This is a genomic window from Micromonospora zhanjiangensis, assembly GCF_042650605.1.
Lineage (GTDB): Bacteria > Actinomycetota > Actinomycetes > Mycobacteriales > Micromonosporaceae > Micromonospora_J > Micromonospora_J zhanjiangensis.
Window position 1 is genome coordinate 302,672 of sequence record NZ_JBHSBN010000003.1, and the last position, 15,377, is coordinate 318,048.

Sequence of the window (15,377 nt, forward strand, 5' to 3'; positions counted from 1 at the left end):
CCCGGGCCAGGAAATCGCGCTGTCAATCTATTCACAGATGTTGCGCGACGACGCGAGCACAGCCCAGGACGCCGTCGCCTCTCTCGGCCTGTCCGACAAGGAGGGCACAGCAGCGCTGACCGAACTGCGCGAGCTGGGCCTGCTCGTCACCCATTCGCCCACCGGCGCCCTCCGCACCGCGCGGCCGGAACAGGCCCTCGTCCGGCTGATCGGCCAGGGCCAGCGGGCGTACGCCGCCTATCACCGGGAGAACACCCGCAACCGGGAGCTGATCGAGCGCCTGGTCGACGGCTTCCTGCCGCTGGCAACGGCGGCGCCACAGGAGGTCACCGTCCGCACGGTGACCGACCCCCGGCAGGTGGCCGTCCTGCTGGACGAGCTCACCGAGCAGACCCAGGAGGAGATCCTGTCCATGCACCCGGGACCGGTGCCGCCCCGGGAGACGATCGAGGACGCGCTCCCGCGCGGCCGGATGCTCGCCGAACGGGGGCTCCGGTCGCGGAGCATCTACCAGCGCCGACTGGTCACCGTGCCGTACGTGCTGGAGAACCTGCGCCAACTGACCCGGCTGCGGCACGAGATCCGGGTGGCGTCCGACGTCCCGGTCCGACTGATCATCTCCGACGGACGGCGGGCGATCGTTCCGGCCGATCCCGACGACGGCGCGGCCGGGGCGTTGGTCATCACCGGCCCGGTCCTGGTGCGGTCGCTCACCGCCGTCTTCTCCCACTTCTGGTCCACCTCCCGGGACCTCGACGACGATTCCCGCAGGCGGGCGGCGGGCCCGTTGTCCCCGGAGGAGCAGACCCTGCTGAAGATGCTGGCCGCCGGCATGAAGGACGAGAAGATCGCGCGGAACATCGGGGTGTCCCTGCGCACCGTCGCGCGCATCGTCGCCGACCTGATGGAACGCCTCGACGCCGACAGCCGGTTCCAGGCGGGCGTACGGGCCGCCCGGCTCGGCTGGTTGGACTAGCGACCGACCCGCCCCGCCGGCCACGGTGCGGCCGACGGGGCGGGGATGGCGGATGGCGCGTGCTCAGGCGGTGGGTTCGGTCCCGACCGCCGGCCCGTCGTCGTCGGCCGGGAAGGCGGCCAGCCCCTCGGGAAACCGGTGACCGGTCCTCGACGGCCGACACCCGGTGCCCGTACCGTCGGGGTCAGTACCAGATCTCCACGCCGCCGTGCCCCGAGCAGGTGCCGCGACGGTGCTGGCTGAAGCTGTACGTCCCGTCCTTGCATTTCGCCGTCGCGCCCGACGGCTTCGAACCACCACCCGAAACGGGCCGGTGAACGCATACGCCGTCGACGTTCCGGTAGTACTCCGCACCGCAGCTTCCCGAACCGGAACCCGACTTCTTCGACGAAGTGCCGGGCTTTCCGGACGCGGCACCGGACCTGCCCGACGGGGCACCCGGGGTGCTCAACCTCGCTACCGCCGTCGGTGAGGGCGACGGCGTGACCTGCCCGGTCGGTGACGGCGTGGGGCTCGTCCGGAGCAGGTCGGCAGTCGCCGACACGGTCGGTGTGGCGCCCGCGCGATCGGTCGTACCGGCCGGTGCGCAGCCGGTCAGCAGGAGCAATCCCGCCGCCACGGTCACGACGATTTTCCTCATTCGCGCCTCCACGTTCGTAGGAGTGGATTCGCCTCGGAAATCTAGGTGACGGTTCCCGCGATCGATATTGGTCGCGGTGCTTGCGGGTGACGCTTTTCAGCCGACCCGGACGGCGTATCGGATGTCGATCCGATGCCGAGCGGAGGGGCGGCCGACCGGAACGGCGTCGGTGACCGGAACCGCCGGAACGTCGAGCCGACCCACCCGGATCAGCCGTACCGTCCGAACGTGGGACCGGCGGCGGCCCGGCCGATATCGGTGATCGGCCCGTCGACCGGCCGGCGGCTCGGCGACCAGGCCCCGTTCGCGGCCGGCCGGTCCCGGCCCGGGCCCCGGGTACGCCCCGGGGCGGGCCGGTGGATCAGGAGGCTGCGGCGGGCCTTCTGGTGGAGTCGGCCGGGTTGGCGCCGGGGGTGGGCCGGCCGGTCAGCACCTGGGGGCCGGCGGTCGTGACGGCCACCGTGTGCTCGGAGTGGGCGGTACGGGAACCGTCGGCGGAGCGGATCGTCCAGCCGTCCTCGTCGACCTTGATCTTGTCGGTGGAGCGGCAGAGCCAGGGCTCGATGGCGATGGTGAGGCCGGGGTCGAGCTTCAGGCCACGGCCGGGCCGGCCGCTGTTGGGCACGTGCGGGGCCTCGTGCATGGTGCGGCCGATGCCGTGACCGCCGAACTCGCCGTTGACGCCGTACCCGTAGGAACGGGCCACCTCGCCGATCGCCGCGGAGACGTCACCGAGCCGGCCGCCGGGTTGGGCGGCGGCGACGCCGGCCGCCAGGGCGACCTCGGTGGCCTCGATCAGCCGCAGGTCGGCCGGGTCGGGGGTGCCGACGACGAAGGAGAGCGCGGAGTCGGCGACCCAGCCGTCGATGCCGACCGCCATGTCGATGCTGAGCAGGTCACCGTCGCGCAGGACGTAGTCGCGCGGCAGGCCGTGCAGGACCGCGTCGTTGACCGACAGGCACAGCACGTTGCGGAACGGCCCTCGGCCGAACGACGGGGCGTAGTCCCAGTAGCAGGACTTGGCGCCGCGTTCGGCGATCCGGCGCCGGGCGTGGTGTTCGAGATCCATCAGGTTCACGCCGACCGCGGCGACCCCGCTCAACTCGGCCAGCAACTCGCCGACGAACTGCCCGGTCACCGCCATCCGGCCGATCTCGTCGGCGGACTTGAGCTCGATCACGACAGCCTCCCCTCTCCGTAGCGGTATTTTTATACCACGTCGGGTCGGGGCCGCCACGGGAGGATATCCTGCTGACATGGTTCGTCAGCCGCTCACCGCCGAGCAGATCGCCGCCGGCCAGCGCCTCGGGGTCGCCCTGCGGGCCGCGCGGGCCGGCCGCAGCCTCGTCGAGGTGGCCCTGGCTGCCGGCATCTCCCCCGAGACGCTACGCAAGATCGAGGCGGGTCGGCTGCCCGCGCCGGCGTTCGGGACCGTGGTCGGCCTCAGCCGGGCCCTCGACGTTCCGCTGGGCGACCTGGCCGACGTGTGGTCGGCCGAGACGCCGGTCCGCCAGGCGTCGTAGGCACGCCCGGCCGACCGCCTCACCAGCCGGCCTCACATCCGGGCTCTCAACACGTCGATCTCGCAGCCCGGCGCGGCCGGGTCGAAGCCGTGCTCGACCAGCCAGCGGATCGCCAGCAGGCTGCGCAACGACCACCAGCCGCGGATCACGTCGACATCCACGTCGGTGCCGTAGCCGGCGAGCAGGTCGGCAAGGCGTTCCTCGTGGCCGAGCGTCAGGATGGCGAGGTCGTACAGGGCGTCGCCCCGGGCCGCCTCGGACCAGTCGATCACACCGGTGACTTCGTCACCGTCGAGGAACACGTGGCAGATCTGCAGGTCGCCGTGCACGAACGCCGGTGTCCACGGCCGCAGCGCGGCCTCGGCGACCCTGCGGTTGCGGGTGACCAGGTCGGTGGGGAGGACGTCGTTGGCCAGCAGCCACTCGCACTCGGCGTCCAGGTCCGTCGCGAGCTCGTCGACGCTCCGGCCCGTCCACGGCGGCAGCGGCGCGTCGTGCAGCTTCCGTACAGCGGCACCCGCCGCGGCCCAGGCCGCCGGCGACGCGGTCGACGGCTCACCGAGGCGGCCGAGCGCCGTGCCGGGGACGGCGGCGAGCGCCAGCACGGGCGGCTTGCGCCACAACACCTTCGGGGTCGGGATCGGCGCCATGGCCATCGCCGCGACCTCGACATCGGTACGCGCCTGATCGGCGTCGACCTTCAGGAACACGTCACCGACGCGCAGGGTCGCGCGCTCACTGTGGGCGACGACGACCTTGACCTCCGGCACGCCGGCCAGTATCGCGGCGGCGCCCGCCGGCGTCGCCGCATTTATCGGGTACGACCGGACAGGTGATCCGTCTCAGTCGAGGTGGTCGGTCGGCGAGGTTTGCAGCAGCCAGGCCAACGGCATCTTCGCCCGTTCCGCGTAGCCGCCCTGGCCGGCGAGTTCGTACAGGGTGACGGTCTGGGCGCCGTCCCGGTCGACGACCCAGTAGCGGGGAATGCCGGCCGAGGCGTACTCGCGGACCTTGGTGACCGCGTCCATCGCCTCCGATCCGGGCGAGACGATCTCGACCACGAGGACGACGTCCGCCACCGCCGACCAGACCCCGCGGGGCGGCGGCTTGCGCCACACGCTCAGGTCGGGGATCCGGCCGCCGCTTCCCGTCGGCCCGTTGATCCGTACGCCGGCCGCCTGGAGCACCTGCTCGGCGGGCCAGCCGGCCATGATGAGCCAGGCGAAGATCCGGCTGGCGATCATGGCGTGTTCCGAATCCGGCAGGGGCGCCACCGACAGGACCCCCTCGGGGCCGGTCTCGTAGCGGTGACCGTTCGGATCGGCGGCGTTCATGGCCGCCACGTCGTCGAGGGTCACGACGGCAGGCATGTGCCTGCCGACGGCCTCAGCGCTCATGAACCCAGCCTAGGGCCGCCCGGCATCGTCGTCAGCACGCCTCGCCCCGCACTCCGGGCCGGCCCCTGGTCTGCCCGGTTTCGGTCGTGATGCGGACTGCGGGGTTTGACCGTCTCGGATAGCGTCCGATCGATAGACGAACAGTGATCACATCTCGGGGAGCGTCGATGTCCAGCATCGAAGGCTGACGGCGGTGTCCATCGAGGACGTCAAGGCGACCATCCGGCGGGGCAATCGGGCCGTCAAGGAATCTCGCGGCACTCTGGAACGGGCCAACACCCGCCTGCTCGACGCCACCCGAGCGGCCCTGCCGGCGCTGGCCGGCAGCGAGCATCCCGAGGTGCAGCGCGCCCGCGCTGGCTTCGCCGAATCCGCGCGCGAGATCGAGCTGACCCTGCGCCGGCTGGGCGCCGCCGCCGAGCACGGCGCCGACTACCTGACCACCATCGGATGAGCGGTTCGATGGACGAGGTACTCGCCCGGCTCAAGGCCGCGATCGAGGACCTCGACACCGCCGCCGTCACCGCTACCCGCGCCGCGGCCGACGCCCGCCAGGCCGAGGCCCACTACCGCGAGGCCGGCACCGGCAGCGACCACCGCGCCGCCCAGGGCGCGGTCGACGAGAGTACGACGGCGGCCGAGAAGGCCGGCAAGGTCGCCCGCCTGCTGGCCGAGACGGGCGGCCACCTCATCGCGTACGTCAACACGATCGCTCCGGGCGCGGTCCCGACAGACCGTGGCGTCGAATCAGCCGTCCCCACCGGTGAACAGCTCGTGACGGAATCCGTCCGGCGCTCGGATGCTCGGGCGGGATTCGCCGGCTTCCTCAGTAAGATGACCCGAAACGTCGAGGACATCCAAGACGTCGGCAAAAGCGCCACCGAGGTTGCCCAGACCAGTTACAGCATCCTGAAAGACCCGACCGGCCCGACAGGAGCAAAGTCAACCGGCACCACAACCCCGACGATCAGGCCGGCGAACCCGCCGGCAAAGATCGAGGCGGCCGAGGCTGTCGGTCATCTTCTTGCCGCGGGACTGGTTGTCGCCATCGCCGTACACAGATCAGGCCAGATGATCCGTCGAGAGTTTGCGAGGCTGCGATCCCATGCAGACGAGAAGAGAAATCAGCGACCTCATCCGCGCGACGGCTCGACGTGACTGGGGCAGTGTCGATCAACTTCTCGCCGAGCTGGATCGGACCGGCTGGGCCGGCGGCTCACAGATGATCAGCGCGGCATTCGCGATAGCCGTGTCTCGGCGGTTCCATCCAGGGCAGGACGTTCGGGACATCGCACGGTTCGTCGCGGACACCAGGGCCCGCTACCGTGACGGAACGAAACTTTCGGCCCTGGACATGGAAGCCATGATCCGCGCGGTCCTCGGTGAGGCCGACCTGGTGGACGATATCGCTCCCGAGTCGGCCTTCTCTGCTCAGCTCGTCATCCTCGGAACCCTGCTGCACGACGAGGACTTCTCCGAGCCGCAGCTTGAGGAGTTTATCCGGGACGTAGAAGAGACCGCCGCCGAGTACATGTAGGTCCAACGACGGACGGATGCCGCGCGCCCGGTGATCAACTGTGATTGCTCGATCACCTTCAGTACTGTGTGGCTGTGCTTCGAGGTGGGTTCCGGTGGGTCAGGCGCCACTGGTGGATGGTGCTGCTCCCCGCCGCGGTCGCGGCGGCTGCGGTGTGGGCGTTGGTCTCGGACGACAAGCTGGGCTGGACGGCGGTCGCTGGCGTGACCGCGGCGGTGGTGGGCGCGTTCGCTCCGTCGGTCCTGGATCGGGTCCGGGCCGCGCGGGAGCGACGTGAGCAGCGGAATCGGACGGTCGCGGAAGCGTTGGTGGCGGAGTTGCCGGAGTCGGTGGTGTGGCTCTTGCATCCGCAGGCGGCGGTGGTCGGGTTCGTCGGCCGCGGGTGGCTGCTGAGGGCACTGGACGGGTGGTGCGCGGATCCGCGGGCGAGCGTGGTGCGGCTGCTCGTCGGGGCGGGCGGGGTGGGCAAGACCCGGCTGGGACGGCACTTCGCCGGCCGATTGGCGGGCTGGACGTGGTGGCCGGTGGCGCCCGGCGGGGAGCCGAAAATCGCGGAGGCGCTCACGGCGGACGGGCGGCCGGGCCGGGTGCTGCTGACGGTGGATTACGCCGAGACCCGCGACCCGCAGGCGTTGGCGCGTCTGTTGTGTACGGCGCAACGGGCCGACGGGGTGCGGGTGCTGTTGCTGGCCCGATCGGCGGGACTGTGGTGGTCGTCGTTGTCGGCGGCGTACCCGTCGCAGGCGCACCTGGTCGACGCGTTGACCGTGCAGGCGAACGTGATCGAGGTGCCGGCCCGTATCGAGGAACGCACCCCGCAGCAGATCGTGAACGAGGCGGCAGTGGCCTTCGCCGAACGGCTCGGTCGCCGTCCTCCGGATGAGGCTCCGCTGGGTGGGCTCGATCCGGACGTACCGGTGTTGCGGTTGCACGCGGAGGCACTGCTGGCGGTGTTGGGCGGGCCGCGCGGTGACGACCGGTACGACGTACTGGCTGAGGTTTTGGGTCATGAGGCCCGGTACTGGCGGCACCGGGCCGGCCGCGACGGGTTGCCGGGCGCGGGCGAGCCGGCCACCGACGTGGTGTTGCGGCGTCTGGTCGCCGTGGCGGCCCTGCTCGGTGCGGAGGACCGCGAGCAGGCCGCGGAGCTGGTCCGCCGGGTGCCGGGCCTGGGCGAAGCGTCGCCGGAGGTGGTCGACCGGTACGTGGGCTGGTTGTACGGCCTCTACCCGGCGGCCGGGGCGGGTGACGGGCTGGGGACGCTGCAACCGGATCTGCTCGCCGAGGACCTCGCGGTCGCTGTTCTGCGGGAGAGCACGGCCGCCCAGCGCCGCGGGATTCTGCACGGGTTGGCTGTCGGGCAGGCGGGACGGGCGTTGACGGTCCTGAGCCGCGCCCGCAGCCATCAGCCCGACGCCGAGACGATGATCGACGAAGCGCTGGCCACGGATCTGCCGGTGATGACCGAGGCGGTGCTCCAGATCGGCCTCCAGTTTCCGCAGGTTCTCGCTCCCCGGGTCGTGGCGCTGCTCGCGGCGGCCGAAATCGACCCTGAATGGGCCCGGCGAACAGAGCGTAGGGTGCCGTATCCGTCGATCGAGTTCGGCCGGCTCGCGCTCGCGTTGACCACTCAGGCCCTGCACGGCGCGGCGCGGACGAGTGAGTCGACTGACCGGGCGTCGTTACTGATCTCGCACGCTGTTCGGTTGTCGGAGGTGGGACGACGCGCCGACGCACTGCAAGCCAGCCAGGAAGCCGGCGACATCTACCGGAAACTGGCCACCAACAACCCCGACACCTACCTCCCCCACCTCGCCGGATCGATGAACAACCACGCCCTGCGGTTGGCGGAGCTGGGACGGCACGCCGACGCACTGCAAACCAGCCAGGAAGCCGGCGACCTCTACCGGAAACTGGCCACCAACAACCCCGACACCTACCTCCCCCACCTCGCCAACTCTCTGTGGAACGTGGGAGATGTAGCGCGCTTTCTCGGAGAGCGGTCGGATCAGATCCTTGAGGCGGTCGCGGAAGGCGTGCGGTACTTCGAGGAACTGGCTGCCGCCGAGCCGGAGGCGTTCAGTGCCCGCCGCGACGCGGCGGCAGCCACCTTGGCCGAACTGAAAGACAGCAGCACCGGCCAGCATCCCCAGCTGACATCGCCCAGGTCGCCTCAGGCCGATGACGCGGCCACTGACGCCCCTTGACGGGAAGCCTTCAAAACACCGCCGTCGCGGCATTTCTGCCGCCGTGGTGCACGGTCTTCTGTCGTATCCATCTTGTACGGTCGAGGTCTGTCCCGATAAATATCGGCCCCGCCTACCGCAATTCCCGGGGCGCGATTCCGGTGTTACACATCCACCGGCGGGATGTTGCAAAACGAGACCCCGAAAGGATGGAAAGCCGATGGCCGAAGACATGGGGTCAACGGTCCCAAGGCGACAACTCGGCCGCACCCTGCGGCAACTCCGCCTCGAATCCCAGATCACCCTCGACGGCGCCGCCAACGCCCTCGACTGCAGCCGCCAGAAGGTCTGGCGCATCGAATGCGGCATCGGCGCCGTCCGCGGCGTCGACGTCCGCGCCATGTGCGAGCTGTACGACGCCACCGCCGAACTCACCACCGCCCTCGTCGCCCTCGCCGGCGAAACCAAATCCAAAGGATGGTGGCACGCCTACGGCGACCTCATCCCCGACTGGTTCGAGCTGTACGTCGGCCTCGAATCCACCGCCTCCCGCCTCCGAGAGTACGAGCACACTCTCATTCCCGGCCTCTTGCAGACACGCCGGTACGCGCTCGCGATCTACCAGCATCGCATCGAGATGACTGAGGAGGAACGAGAACGAGCCGCAGATGTCCGGCTGGAACGCCAAGCACTGTTGCGGCGACGGCTCCCACCAGCACCGCGTTTCGAGGTCGTGCTCTCCGAGGCCGTCCTTCTACGCACCATCCCCGATCGTGATGCGATGGCCGAACAACTAGCGCACCTGATCAAGATGAGCCAGCTTCCCAATGTCTCGCTGAGAGTCCTCCCGCTGGCGAGGGGCCCGCATCGGGGCGCAGAGGCCGGCGCCTTCGTCCTGCTAGAGTTCCCGATAGGCAGCCGGGTAATTCCGGATCCGCCGGTCGTCTACTGCGAGTCCTGGACCGGCGCCCTCTATCTGGACCGCGCGGACGAGTTCGCCTCCTACGAAGACATCTGGGCGGGGCTGGAAAACGACGCGCTCGATGAGGAACAATCAAGAGAATTGATCTTCAAGATCTTCGGGGAGGTACGTCGTGCTTGATCTTACTGCCGCTCGGTGGCAAAAGAGCAGCCGCAGCGGCAGCAATGGCGGCAACTGCGTGGAGGTGGCCAACAATCTGACCAGCGTGGTCGCCGTACGCGACAGCAAGGACCCCACCGGGCCGATCCTTACTTTCTCGCCCACGGCCTGGGCGGGCTTCGTCCGCTCAACCGCGAAGGCAGGTTAATGGCGTACCCGCTGGAGGAGGACCGTCCCCGTCGTTTCGGGCGGGGGCGGTCCGCCGCCGAGTCTGCGGAGCTACCCGATTCGGCAGACCGCCGAGAGAGCCTGCTCGTGGAGCGGGCTCTCTCCGAGCCGCCGAACGCCGTACGTCGGGTCTTGACGGACGTCCTTCCCTGGACGGCGGTTCTGCCGGGACAGGACTTCGACGAGCTACTGGAAGAGCTGGCCCAAGCCGCTACAGGGCTGAGAGATCACTCGCCGGTCGCCGTAGTACTGGCTCAGTGGCGGCACACTGCCGAGGTGTACGCCGATCCGGGATTGCTTGGAGTCCTCACCCGAGAGCCCGAAGGAGACTTCGGCCCGGCGCCGACTCCGTATCCCATTTGACTCCCAGCGCCGTCGCCAACCGTTCCAGGGCGGGCAGGATCTGCACCGTGCCACCGGACTCGAACCGCGCGACGGCAGACGGCGTCATCCCCGATGCCTGCGCGAGCTGAGGCTGGCTCCAGCCTCGCTCTTCGCGGAGTTCCCGCACCGCGCGGCCGAGTTCGAAGGCCAGCCGCACGGCCTCGTACGCCTCCCGCGCGCCGGGTTCCGCCATCCGGCGGTCCCGCATGGCGTTCCAACTCGTCCGGCCACCGTCCATCGGCACATCCTGCTCGGCTCGGCCCATAGTCAGTGCCGGCACACGCCGATGACAATCACGATCGCCAGAATTGCCAACACGGTCCAGTAGAGGACGCCGCCCCGACGCAGGTCGTTCGGGTTCATGGCCGGTCCGGGCGGATGATCGGGGCGGGCGGGTCGGAGAAGGTCTCCAGATAGCGCACCGCGACCGCCAGAGCCTCGCAGCTCGGCACCCGGCAAATCGGGCAGCCGTTCATGGTGGGCCAGTGCTCGGCCACCGTCTTCTTGGCGGCGACGACCAGTTGCTGGTGAACCTGCTCCGGAGTCGGTGAATCAGGCACGTCCGCCTCGGGCTGTCAGGTCGGCGAGAGTGCGTTCGGCCCAGTCGAGTTGGGGACAGCCCTCCTCGGTGCACTGCTGGCAGGTGCCCCGCTCGTACGTCCGGTCCGGCCGGTCCCGGTGCTGATCGACCGTGAGCTGCGCGGCGAGGGTGAGGACCAGCGGGTCCGGCGCGCAATCGTCCGTGCCGGTCACCGCCCGCCCTCCTGCTCACGCTCCCGACTGGCCGGCGGTCCGTCGTGAGCCTCGGTCGTGACGGCCTGGTCGCCGTCGTCGCGGCGGCGGGCGACGCTCGCCCGGTACGCCTCGACACCCGCCCGCCAGGCCGCGTCGACAGCCCGGTCCCGGCGCTCACGCTGCCAGCGAGTCCAGAACGTGGTGACTGGCCGGATACGCATGGGACATCTCCTCCGAGGTCAGCGGTCCGGCGGCGCGATAGCCGCTCCCCAGCGAAGACACGCGCCGCCGGACCGGTCCGAGGGGCGCGGCGGTGGGGGCCGCCGCGTCCGGCTGACCACCGACCACCAAGAGCAGGTCAACGGCCGGTAGTTTGTCGTTCCGAGCCCCAAACACAGTGCCTGTGAACACAGTGTCGGGATTGCACCGCGACCATCAATATCACAAGGGGCCAAGCAGGCATCACTGAACGTGTCGCGCAGGCATGACGAAGGGCCGGCACCGCCAGGCGCCGGCCCTTCGGTTCAGGTACGTATCAGCCGAGTTGGCCGTCCTTCACACCAGCGATGAACCGGGCCCAGTTGTCCGGCCTGAAAGTCAGTACCACGCCGGTCGGTCCTGCCTTCGAGTCGCAGACCGGAACCACGTGGGACCGGTCGGTGGGCTGCCCGACCTGGACGCAGTTCTGCCCACCGTCGCTCCGGCTCGACTTCCGCCAGGTCGACCAACGCGGGTCACTGTGGATGAACACGGCACCTCCCTAGGCGTCAACGGACGCGGCGTCGGCCGCCTGCTGAATGAGTTCCGCGCTGTCCTTGGCGGACAGCGCGTTTTCGCGTAGCTCGTCGAACGTCTGCGCGTAGTCCGCCGCCTCGGCGGGCTCGGTGATGAGCAAATCGGTGGTTACCGTGTCCACGACCACCAGAGTGAGATCGTCAGGATCGCCGTAGTCGTATACGGAGAACGGCGCCCGAGGGACCCACCCCTGCCCGAGAGGTGCGTCCACCGGCAGGATGCGAATGCTCAGGTGGGTGGCCGTGGTCGCCAGCTTGTGCAGGTGCCGCAACTGCTCCCGCATGATCCCGCGCGGCACCGGGCATCGCCAGATCGCCTGCGGTTCCAGGACAACGTGATAGACGGGGTCAGACGCGTCCCGATCGAGCACCTGCCGCTGGCGGCGCAACCGACCCCGGCCCGCCGCTTCGAGATCGAAGGCAGCACCCTTGCCGAGCGCGACCTCACCGCGATGCCGCGCGTACGCCTCGGTCTGCAGCAGGCCGGGCAACATGCTGCTCTGATACTCACGGATGGTCGCGCCACACTCCAGGTCGGCGGTACGGACCTGCCGCTCGCCCATGCCCGCGTACTGCGGATCGTCCCACCAGCCGCGGGCGAGGCCGTCGCGGGCGACGCGTTGAAGGGTCCGGTACTGCCGGCTGGACTCACCGATGGGCAGCACGTCCAGCACCTTGAGGATGGTGTCCAGGCCAGCACGCCGCTCGCCGGCCTCGATCTTGCTGACCACCGTACGGTCGATGCCGGCCGCCCTCGCGACGGCCGTGGTCGTGCTCGTCCCCCGAAGCTGGCGGATCGCAGCACCCAGGCGGACCCGTCGAGCGAACGGGCTGACCTCGGCGTACATCCTCGGCACGGACACCTACCTTCCGACAGTGTCAACTGACACTTTATCCGGACCGGTGAACATCACGTCGGTGATCAACTTCTGCCTACTCACAGCCGGTACGGTGACGGACGTGCCTGCCCAGCGCCAGCCTCCCCGGTACCGCCAGGTGGCCGACGAGCTACGCCGCCGGATCCTGTCCGGCGCCATCCCACCTGGCTCGGTCCTGCCGTCCGAGTCGTCCCTGATGGACGAGTTCGACGTCAGCCGCGGAACCGTCCGCGAGGCGGTCGCCCTGCTGCGCACCGAGGGCATGGCCGTCACCGAGATGGGTCGCGGCACCTACGCACGACCGGTCCGGCCCGTACGCCGCATCGGATCCGACCGGTACCGCCGCGAACTCGACAACCTCACCGGCGAGCGCCCGTCGACCGAGTTCACCACCGACCAGGGCATCGACTGGTCGGATTACCAACTGGACAAGACCTTCCGCGAGGTCACCGCCTCGGCGGCGCTCGCCGAACTGTTCGGCGTCGAGCCCGGCACGATGGTGCTGGAACGACGGTTCGTCTTCCGCGCCCAGGGCGTGCCGCAGCAGATGTCGACCTCCTGCCTGCTGCTCGACATGGTGACCGGGACGCCCGTCGCCGATCCCGACAACGAGCCGTGGCCGGGCGGCAACGCCGCCCAACTCCACAGCCTGGGCATCCTCATCACCGGCGTCCGCGAACGGGTACGCGCCCGGATGCCGCTTCAGGACGAGATCGACGCGCTCCGCATCCCCGGCGGCACACCCGTCATCACCATCACCCGGCAGACGTACGCGGACCAGCGGGTCGTCGAAGTCGCGACGGACATCGTCATCCCCGCCGACCGCGTCGAACTCGACTACTGGATCGACCTGCGGTAGACCGTGCCCTCTCGCCGACGCGTACGGGTGACGCGGCCGGGACACGTCGGGCACGGATGGCTTCCGACGCGGTGGCGACCCGTCGACCCCGCCAGGGGCGGGCTGTGGCTGGTTTCATCCCGTGTCGCGCTGACACCGCACGTGGTGGGTCGTGAGGATGGAGGCATGAGTTCATCGCAGCCCCTCGCCGAGCCCGGGTCCGCCCCGGATCACCGCTACCTGCTCGACAACGCCCGGGTGGAGGCGGGCGAGCGGTTCACCTGGCTGGCCGAGCTGTTCGACGGGGTCACCCGGGGGCACCTCGACCGGCTCGGGGTGCGGCCGGGCTGGCGCTGCTGGGAGGTCGGCGCCGGAGGCCGCAGCATCCCCGAGGCACTCGCCACGGCCGTCGGACCGACCGGTCACGTGCTGGCCACGGACATCAATCCGGACTGGTTGGACCCGAACGGCGGGTACGAGGTGCTCCGGCACGACGTCGTCGGGGACCCGCCGCCGCAGCCGGGCACGTTCGACCTGGTGCACGCCCGGCTCGTACTCGTCCACGTGCCCGACCGGGCCCGGGCGTTGGCGACGATGGTGGCGGCGCTGCGACCCGGCGGTTGGTTGTTGATCGAGGACGCCGACACCGAGCTGCAGCCGCTGGCCTGCCTAGACGAGGTCGGCCCGGCGCAGCGGCGCGCCAACCGGCTGCGGCGCGCCGTTCGGGAGTTGATGACCCGTCGCGGCGCCGACCTGCGCTTCGGCCGTACGCTGCCGCGGGCGTTGCGGACGGCCGGCCTGGTCGATGTCGCGGCGGCCGGTTGCTTCCCGGTCGGCGGGGTGGCCTGCGACCGACTGGAGGCCGCGACGGTGCGGATGGTCCGCGCCGAGTTGCTCGCCGCGGGGCTGGCCGACGACGCCGAGATCGACGCGCACCTGGCCGCCATCGATGCCGGCGAGCTGGACCTCACCCTCGCGCCGCTGATCTCGGCCTGGGGCCGCCGCCCGGGATAGCCCCCTGGTGACGACCGTCGCCGCCCCGGACCGGGTGACACCGCGGCGCCGCACTCGACGGGTCGTGCCCCTGGGAACGTCGATCCTGCCCCAATGTCTGGCCACGAGGGTAACCGTCCCTGCCGGCCGGGAGCTTAGGGTTCGCTCGTGCACAGGCACGAGGACCGTCGAGGGCGCGACCCCGCCCTCCGGTCCGGCCGCGCGGTCACCGAGGCGAGCGACACGGTGGCCGACCGCCGGGCGCCCCTGACCGGTTCGCGGGTGCGGGCCCTGCAACGGTCGTACGGGAACAGTGCCGTCAACTCCCTGCTCCGGACCGGCACCGTCCAGCGCGTGGATCCGCCGACCGTGGCGCCCTCCCCCGCTCCCGCCGCCGCGGAACGAACGGTGATCGGGCACATCTACACCGTCCGAGGTGAGATCGACGGAAACGCCGTCGTCTACACCGGCTCGACGGCGCGAGAGATAGCCCAACGGCTCTACAAGGACAAGCACACCTGGTCGACGCTGATCAAGAACAAGTCGACGACCATCGAGGTGCACGAGGTCACGGCGGTCCTCGACGTCGGGAAGTCCGGCGGCGGGACTCAGCGGTCGGCGGAGAACGAGGCGCTGCGGGCCGCGGAGCAGGTCGTCATCAAACGTCGGCGGACCGACGTGGGCGCGGGACGCGAGCTGAACGCCCGTCAGGCCGCCACCGAGGAGAACGTCGAGGCGTGGGCGGAACTGCACCAGGTCCGGCTCGGCGCTCGGACCACCTTCCGAGCCGGCGTCAAGGTCGCCGGCATGGTCAGCTTCCAGTTGCTGGACTTCTTCCTCATGTACCGCGACCTGAAACTGTCCCAGTACGTCATGGCGCCGTACCTGCTGGAGGACGCCGCCGGCATCTTCACCCTGCAGGAGACCGACCGCGGCATCTTCCGTTCCAACTGGTACTGGAAGAACTACCAGACCGGGCCGCTCGCGGGTCAGCGGGTGCAGATCACCCGGGACGAGTTCCGGGAACTCAGGGAGGAGGCGGAACTCCTCTGGGGGACCACCGACTGGAAGGGCGACTTCGTGCCGGGTCTGTTGCGGCAGGAGTTGCCGGTCGTCGAGGCCCCGGGCGAGTCCGCCGACTCGGCCTGAGTCGGTGCGCGGCCGGCGCAGTTCGCCGCCGGCCGGGC

The 15,377-nt window shown here is 70.2% G+C and carries 21 protein-coding genes; 11 read left to right on the plus strand and 10 right to left on the minus strand.

Annotated elements, in window-relative coordinates:
* The first annotated feature begins 37 nt into the window (after positions 1–37).
* Positions 38–976 carry a helix-turn-helix transcriptional regulator gene (locus tag ACFOX0_RS07310; protein WP_377542944.1) on the plus strand — a complete coding sequence of 313 codons (939 nt, stop codon included), beginning with the start codon at positions 38–40 and terminating at the stop codon, positions 974–976.
* Positions 977–1,160: 184 nt separating this feature from the next.
* Here the strand turns inward: ACFOX0_RS07310 and ACFOX0_RS07315 are convergent, their stop codons facing one another.
* Complete coding sequence (locus ACFOX0_RS07315; RefSeq protein WP_377542945.1) at positions 1,161–1,616, minus strand: DUF3761 domain-containing protein; 456 nt, start codon at positions 1,614–1,616, stop codon at positions 1,161–1,163.
* Positions 1,617–1,977: 361 nt separating this feature from the next.
* Positions 1,978–2,796 carry a type I methionyl aminopeptidase gene (gene map / locus ACFOX0_RS07320; RefSeq protein WP_377542947.1) on the minus strand — a complete coding sequence of 273 codons (819 nt, stop codon included), beginning with the start codon at positions 2,794–2,796 and terminating at the stop codon, positions 1,978–1,980.
* Between the two features lie 76 nt (positions 2,797–2,872).
* Between map and ACFOX0_RS07325 the strand changes: the two genes are divergently transcribed.
* Positions 2,873–3,139 (plus strand): helix-turn-helix domain-containing protein, encoded by a 267-nt coding sequence (locus ACFOX0_RS07325; RefSeq protein ID WP_377542949.1) that lies wholly within the window; start codon positions 2,873–2,875, stop codon positions 3,137–3,139.
* A gap of 32 nt (positions 3,140–3,171) precedes the next feature.
* Here ACFOX0_RS07325 and ACFOX0_RS07330 read toward each other — a convergent pair whose 3' ends face one another.
* Both ACFOX0_RS07330 and ACFOX0_RS07335 read right to left on the minus strand, forming a co-directional pair.
* Complete coding sequence (locus ACFOX0_RS07330) at positions 3,172–3,909, minus strand: phosphotransferase family protein (RefSeq protein ID WP_377542950.1); 738 nt, start codon at positions 3,907–3,909, stop codon at positions 3,172–3,174.
* A 72-nt stretch (positions 3,910–3,981) separates the two neighbouring features.
* The gene (locus tag ACFOX0_RS07335) at positions 3,982–4,536 is read right to left on the minus strand and encodes a Uma2 family endonuclease (RefSeq protein ID WP_377542951.1); all 555 of its coding nucleotides are present in this window, start codon (positions 4,534–4,536) and stop codon (positions 3,982–3,984) included.
* Between the two features lie 193 nt (positions 4,537–4,729).
* Here ACFOX0_RS07335 and ACFOX0_RS07340 point away from each other — a divergent pair, with 193 nt between their 5' ends.
* From ACFOX0_RS07340 to ACFOX0_RS07365, 6 genes are all read left to right on the plus strand, one after another.
* The gene (locus ACFOX0_RS07340; protein WP_377542953.1) at positions 4,730–4,990 is read left to right on the plus strand and encodes a hypothetical protein; all 261 of its coding nucleotides are present in this window, start codon (positions 4,730–4,732) and stop codon (positions 4,988–4,990) included.
* An 8-nt stretch (positions 4,991–4,998) separates the two neighbouring features.
* Positions 4,999–5,694: a hypothetical protein gene (locus tag ACFOX0_RS07345; protein ID WP_377542955.1), complete on the plus strand. Its 696-nt coding sequence runs from the start codon at positions 4,999–5,001 to the stop codon at positions 5,692–5,694.
* A complete protein-coding gene (locus ACFOX0_RS07350; RefSeq protein ID WP_377542957.1) occupies positions 5,642–6,073 on the plus strand; it encodes a hypothetical protein in 432 nt (143 codons plus the stop codon). Before ACFOX0_RS07345 ends, ACFOX0_RS07350 begins: the two co-directional genes overlap by 53 nt.
* A 116-nt stretch (positions 6,074–6,189) precedes the next feature.
* Positions 6,190–8,280: a hypothetical protein gene (locus ACFOX0_RS07355; protein WP_377542959.1), complete on the plus strand. Its 2,091-nt coding sequence runs from the start codon at positions 6,190–6,192 to the stop codon at positions 8,278–8,280.
* Positions 8,281–8,479: 199 nt separating this feature from the next.
* Positions 8,480–9,361, plus strand: a complete 882-nt coding sequence (locus ACFOX0_RS07360) for a helix-turn-helix domain-containing protein (protein ID WP_377542960.1) — start codon at positions 8,480–8,482, stop codon at positions 9,359–9,361.
* Positions 9,354–9,548 (plus strand): DUF397 domain-containing protein, encoded by a 195-nt coding sequence (locus tag ACFOX0_RS07365; protein WP_377542962.1) that lies wholly within the window; start codon positions 9,354–9,356, stop codon positions 9,546–9,548. Before ACFOX0_RS07360 ends, ACFOX0_RS07365 begins: the two co-directional genes overlap by 8 nt.
* A 327-nt stretch (positions 9,549–9,875) precedes the next feature.
* Here the strand turns inward: ACFOX0_RS07365 and ACFOX0_RS07370 are convergent, their stop codons facing one another.
* From ACFOX0_RS07370 to ACFOX0_RS07395, 6 genes are all read right to left on the minus strand, one after another.
* Complete coding sequence (locus tag ACFOX0_RS07370; RefSeq protein WP_377542963.1) at positions 9,876–10,190, minus strand: helix-turn-helix domain-containing protein; 315 nt, start codon at positions 10,188–10,190, stop codon at positions 9,876–9,878.
* Between the two features lie 121 nt (positions 10,191–10,311).
* Positions 10,312–10,512, minus strand: coding sequence for a hypothetical protein (locus ACFOX0_RS07375; RefSeq protein ID WP_377542965.1), 201 nt, complete (start codon positions 10,510–10,512; stop codon positions 10,312–10,314).
* The gene (locus ACFOX0_RS07380; protein ID WP_377542967.1) at positions 10,505–10,705 is read right to left on the minus strand and encodes a hypothetical protein; all 201 of its coding nucleotides are present in this window, start codon (positions 10,703–10,705) and stop codon (positions 10,505–10,507) included. Before ACFOX0_RS07380 ends, ACFOX0_RS07375 begins: the two co-directional genes overlap by 8 nt.
* Positions 10,702–10,908, minus strand: coding sequence for a hypothetical protein (locus tag ACFOX0_RS07385; RefSeq protein WP_377542969.1), 207 nt, complete (start codon positions 10,906–10,908; stop codon positions 10,702–10,704). The genes ACFOX0_RS07380 and ACFOX0_RS07385 overlap by 4 nt, the downstream gene beginning before the upstream one ends.
* Before the next feature lie 314 nt (positions 10,909–11,222).
* Positions 11,223–11,438: a DUF397 domain-containing protein gene (locus tag ACFOX0_RS07390; RefSeq protein ID WP_377542971.1), complete on the minus strand. Its 216-nt coding sequence runs from the start codon at positions 11,436–11,438 to the stop codon at positions 11,223–11,225.
* 9 nt (positions 11,439–11,447) lie between these two features.
* Positions 11,448–12,329 carry a Scr1 family TA system antitoxin-like transcriptional regulator gene (locus ACFOX0_RS07395; protein WP_377542973.1) on the minus strand — a complete coding sequence of 294 codons (882 nt, stop codon included), beginning with the start codon at positions 12,327–12,329 and terminating at the stop codon, positions 11,448–11,450.
* Positions 12,330–12,441: 112 nt separating this feature from the next.
* Here ACFOX0_RS07395 and ACFOX0_RS07400 point away from each other — a divergent pair, with 112 nt between their 5' ends.
* The 3 genes from ACFOX0_RS07400 (at position 12,442) to ACFOX0_RS07410 (ending at position 15,339) form a co-directional block, all read left to right on the plus strand.
* Positions 12,442–13,218 carry a GntR family transcriptional regulator gene (locus ACFOX0_RS07400; RefSeq protein WP_377542974.1) on the plus strand — a complete coding sequence of 259 codons (777 nt, stop codon included), beginning with the start codon at positions 12,442–12,444 and terminating at the stop codon, positions 13,216–13,218.
* A gap of 165 nt (positions 13,219–13,383) precedes the next feature.
* Positions 13,384–14,211: a methyltransferase domain-containing protein gene (locus ACFOX0_RS07405; RefSeq protein WP_377542975.1), complete on the plus strand. Its 828-nt coding sequence runs from the start codon at positions 13,384–13,386 to the stop codon at positions 14,209–14,211.
* Between the two features lie 147 nt (positions 14,212–14,358).
* Positions 14,359–15,339, plus strand: a complete 981-nt coding sequence (locus ACFOX0_RS07410; protein ID WP_377542977.1) for a hypothetical protein — start codon at positions 14,359–14,361, stop codon at positions 15,337–15,339.
* The last annotated feature ends 38 nt before the right edge of the window (positions 15,340–15,377 follow it).

What these genes read in the sequence shown, in the direction of transcription:
- ACFOX0_RS07360 (WP_377542960.1), top strand. Translation starts at nt 8,480, where the DNA reads ATGGCCGAAGACATGGGGTCAACGGTCCCAAGGCGACAACTCGGCCGC.
- ACFOX0_RS07405 (WP_377542975.1), top strand. Translation starts at nt 13,384, where the DNA reads ATGAGTTCATCGCAGCCCCTCGCCGAGCCCGGGTCCGCCCCGGATCAC.
- ACFOX0_RS07350 (WP_377542957.1), top strand. Translation starts at nt 5,642, where the DNA reads ATGCAGACGAGAAGAGAAATCAGCGACCTCATCCGCGCGACGGCTCGA.
- ACFOX0_RS07355 (WP_377542959.1), top strand. Translation starts at nt 6,190, where the DNA reads ATGGTGCTGCTCCCCGCCGCGGTCGCGGCGGCTGCGGTGTGGGCGTTG.
- ACFOX0_RS07385 (WP_377542969.1), bottom strand. Translation starts at nt 10,908, where the DNA reads ATGCGTATCCGGCCAGTCACCACGTTCTGGACTCGCTGGCAGCGTGAG.
- ACFOX0_RS07325 (WP_377542949.1), top strand. Translation starts at nt 2,873, where the DNA reads ATGGTTCGTCAGCCGCTCACCGCCGAGCAGATCGCCGCCGGCCAGCGC.
- ACFOX0_RS07315 (WP_377542945.1), bottom strand. Translation starts at nt 1,616, where the DNA reads ATGAGGAAAATCGTCGTGACCGTGGCGGCGGGATTGCTCCTGCTGACC.
- ACFOX0_RS07395 (WP_377542973.1), bottom strand. Translation starts at nt 12,329, where the DNA reads ATGTACGCCGAGGTCAGCCCGTTCGCTCGACGGGTCCGCCTGGGTGCT.
- ACFOX0_RS07345 (WP_377542955.1), top strand. Translation starts at nt 4,999, where the DNA reads ATGGACGAGGTACTCGCCCGGCTCAAGGCCGCGATCGAGGACCTCGAC.
- ACFOX0_RS07370 (WP_377542963.1), bottom strand. Translation starts at nt 10,190, where the DNA reads ATGGACGGTGGCCGGACGAGTTGGAACGCCATGCGGGACCGCCGGATG.
- ACFOX0_RS07335 (WP_377542951.1), bottom strand. Translation starts at nt 4,536, where the DNA reads ATGAGCGCTGAGGCCGTCGGCAGGCACATGCCTGCCGTCGTGACCCTC.
- ACFOX0_RS07310 (WP_377542944.1), top strand. Translation starts at nt 38, where the DNA reads ATGTTGCGCGACGACGCGAGCACAGCCCAGGACGCCGTCGCCTCTCTC.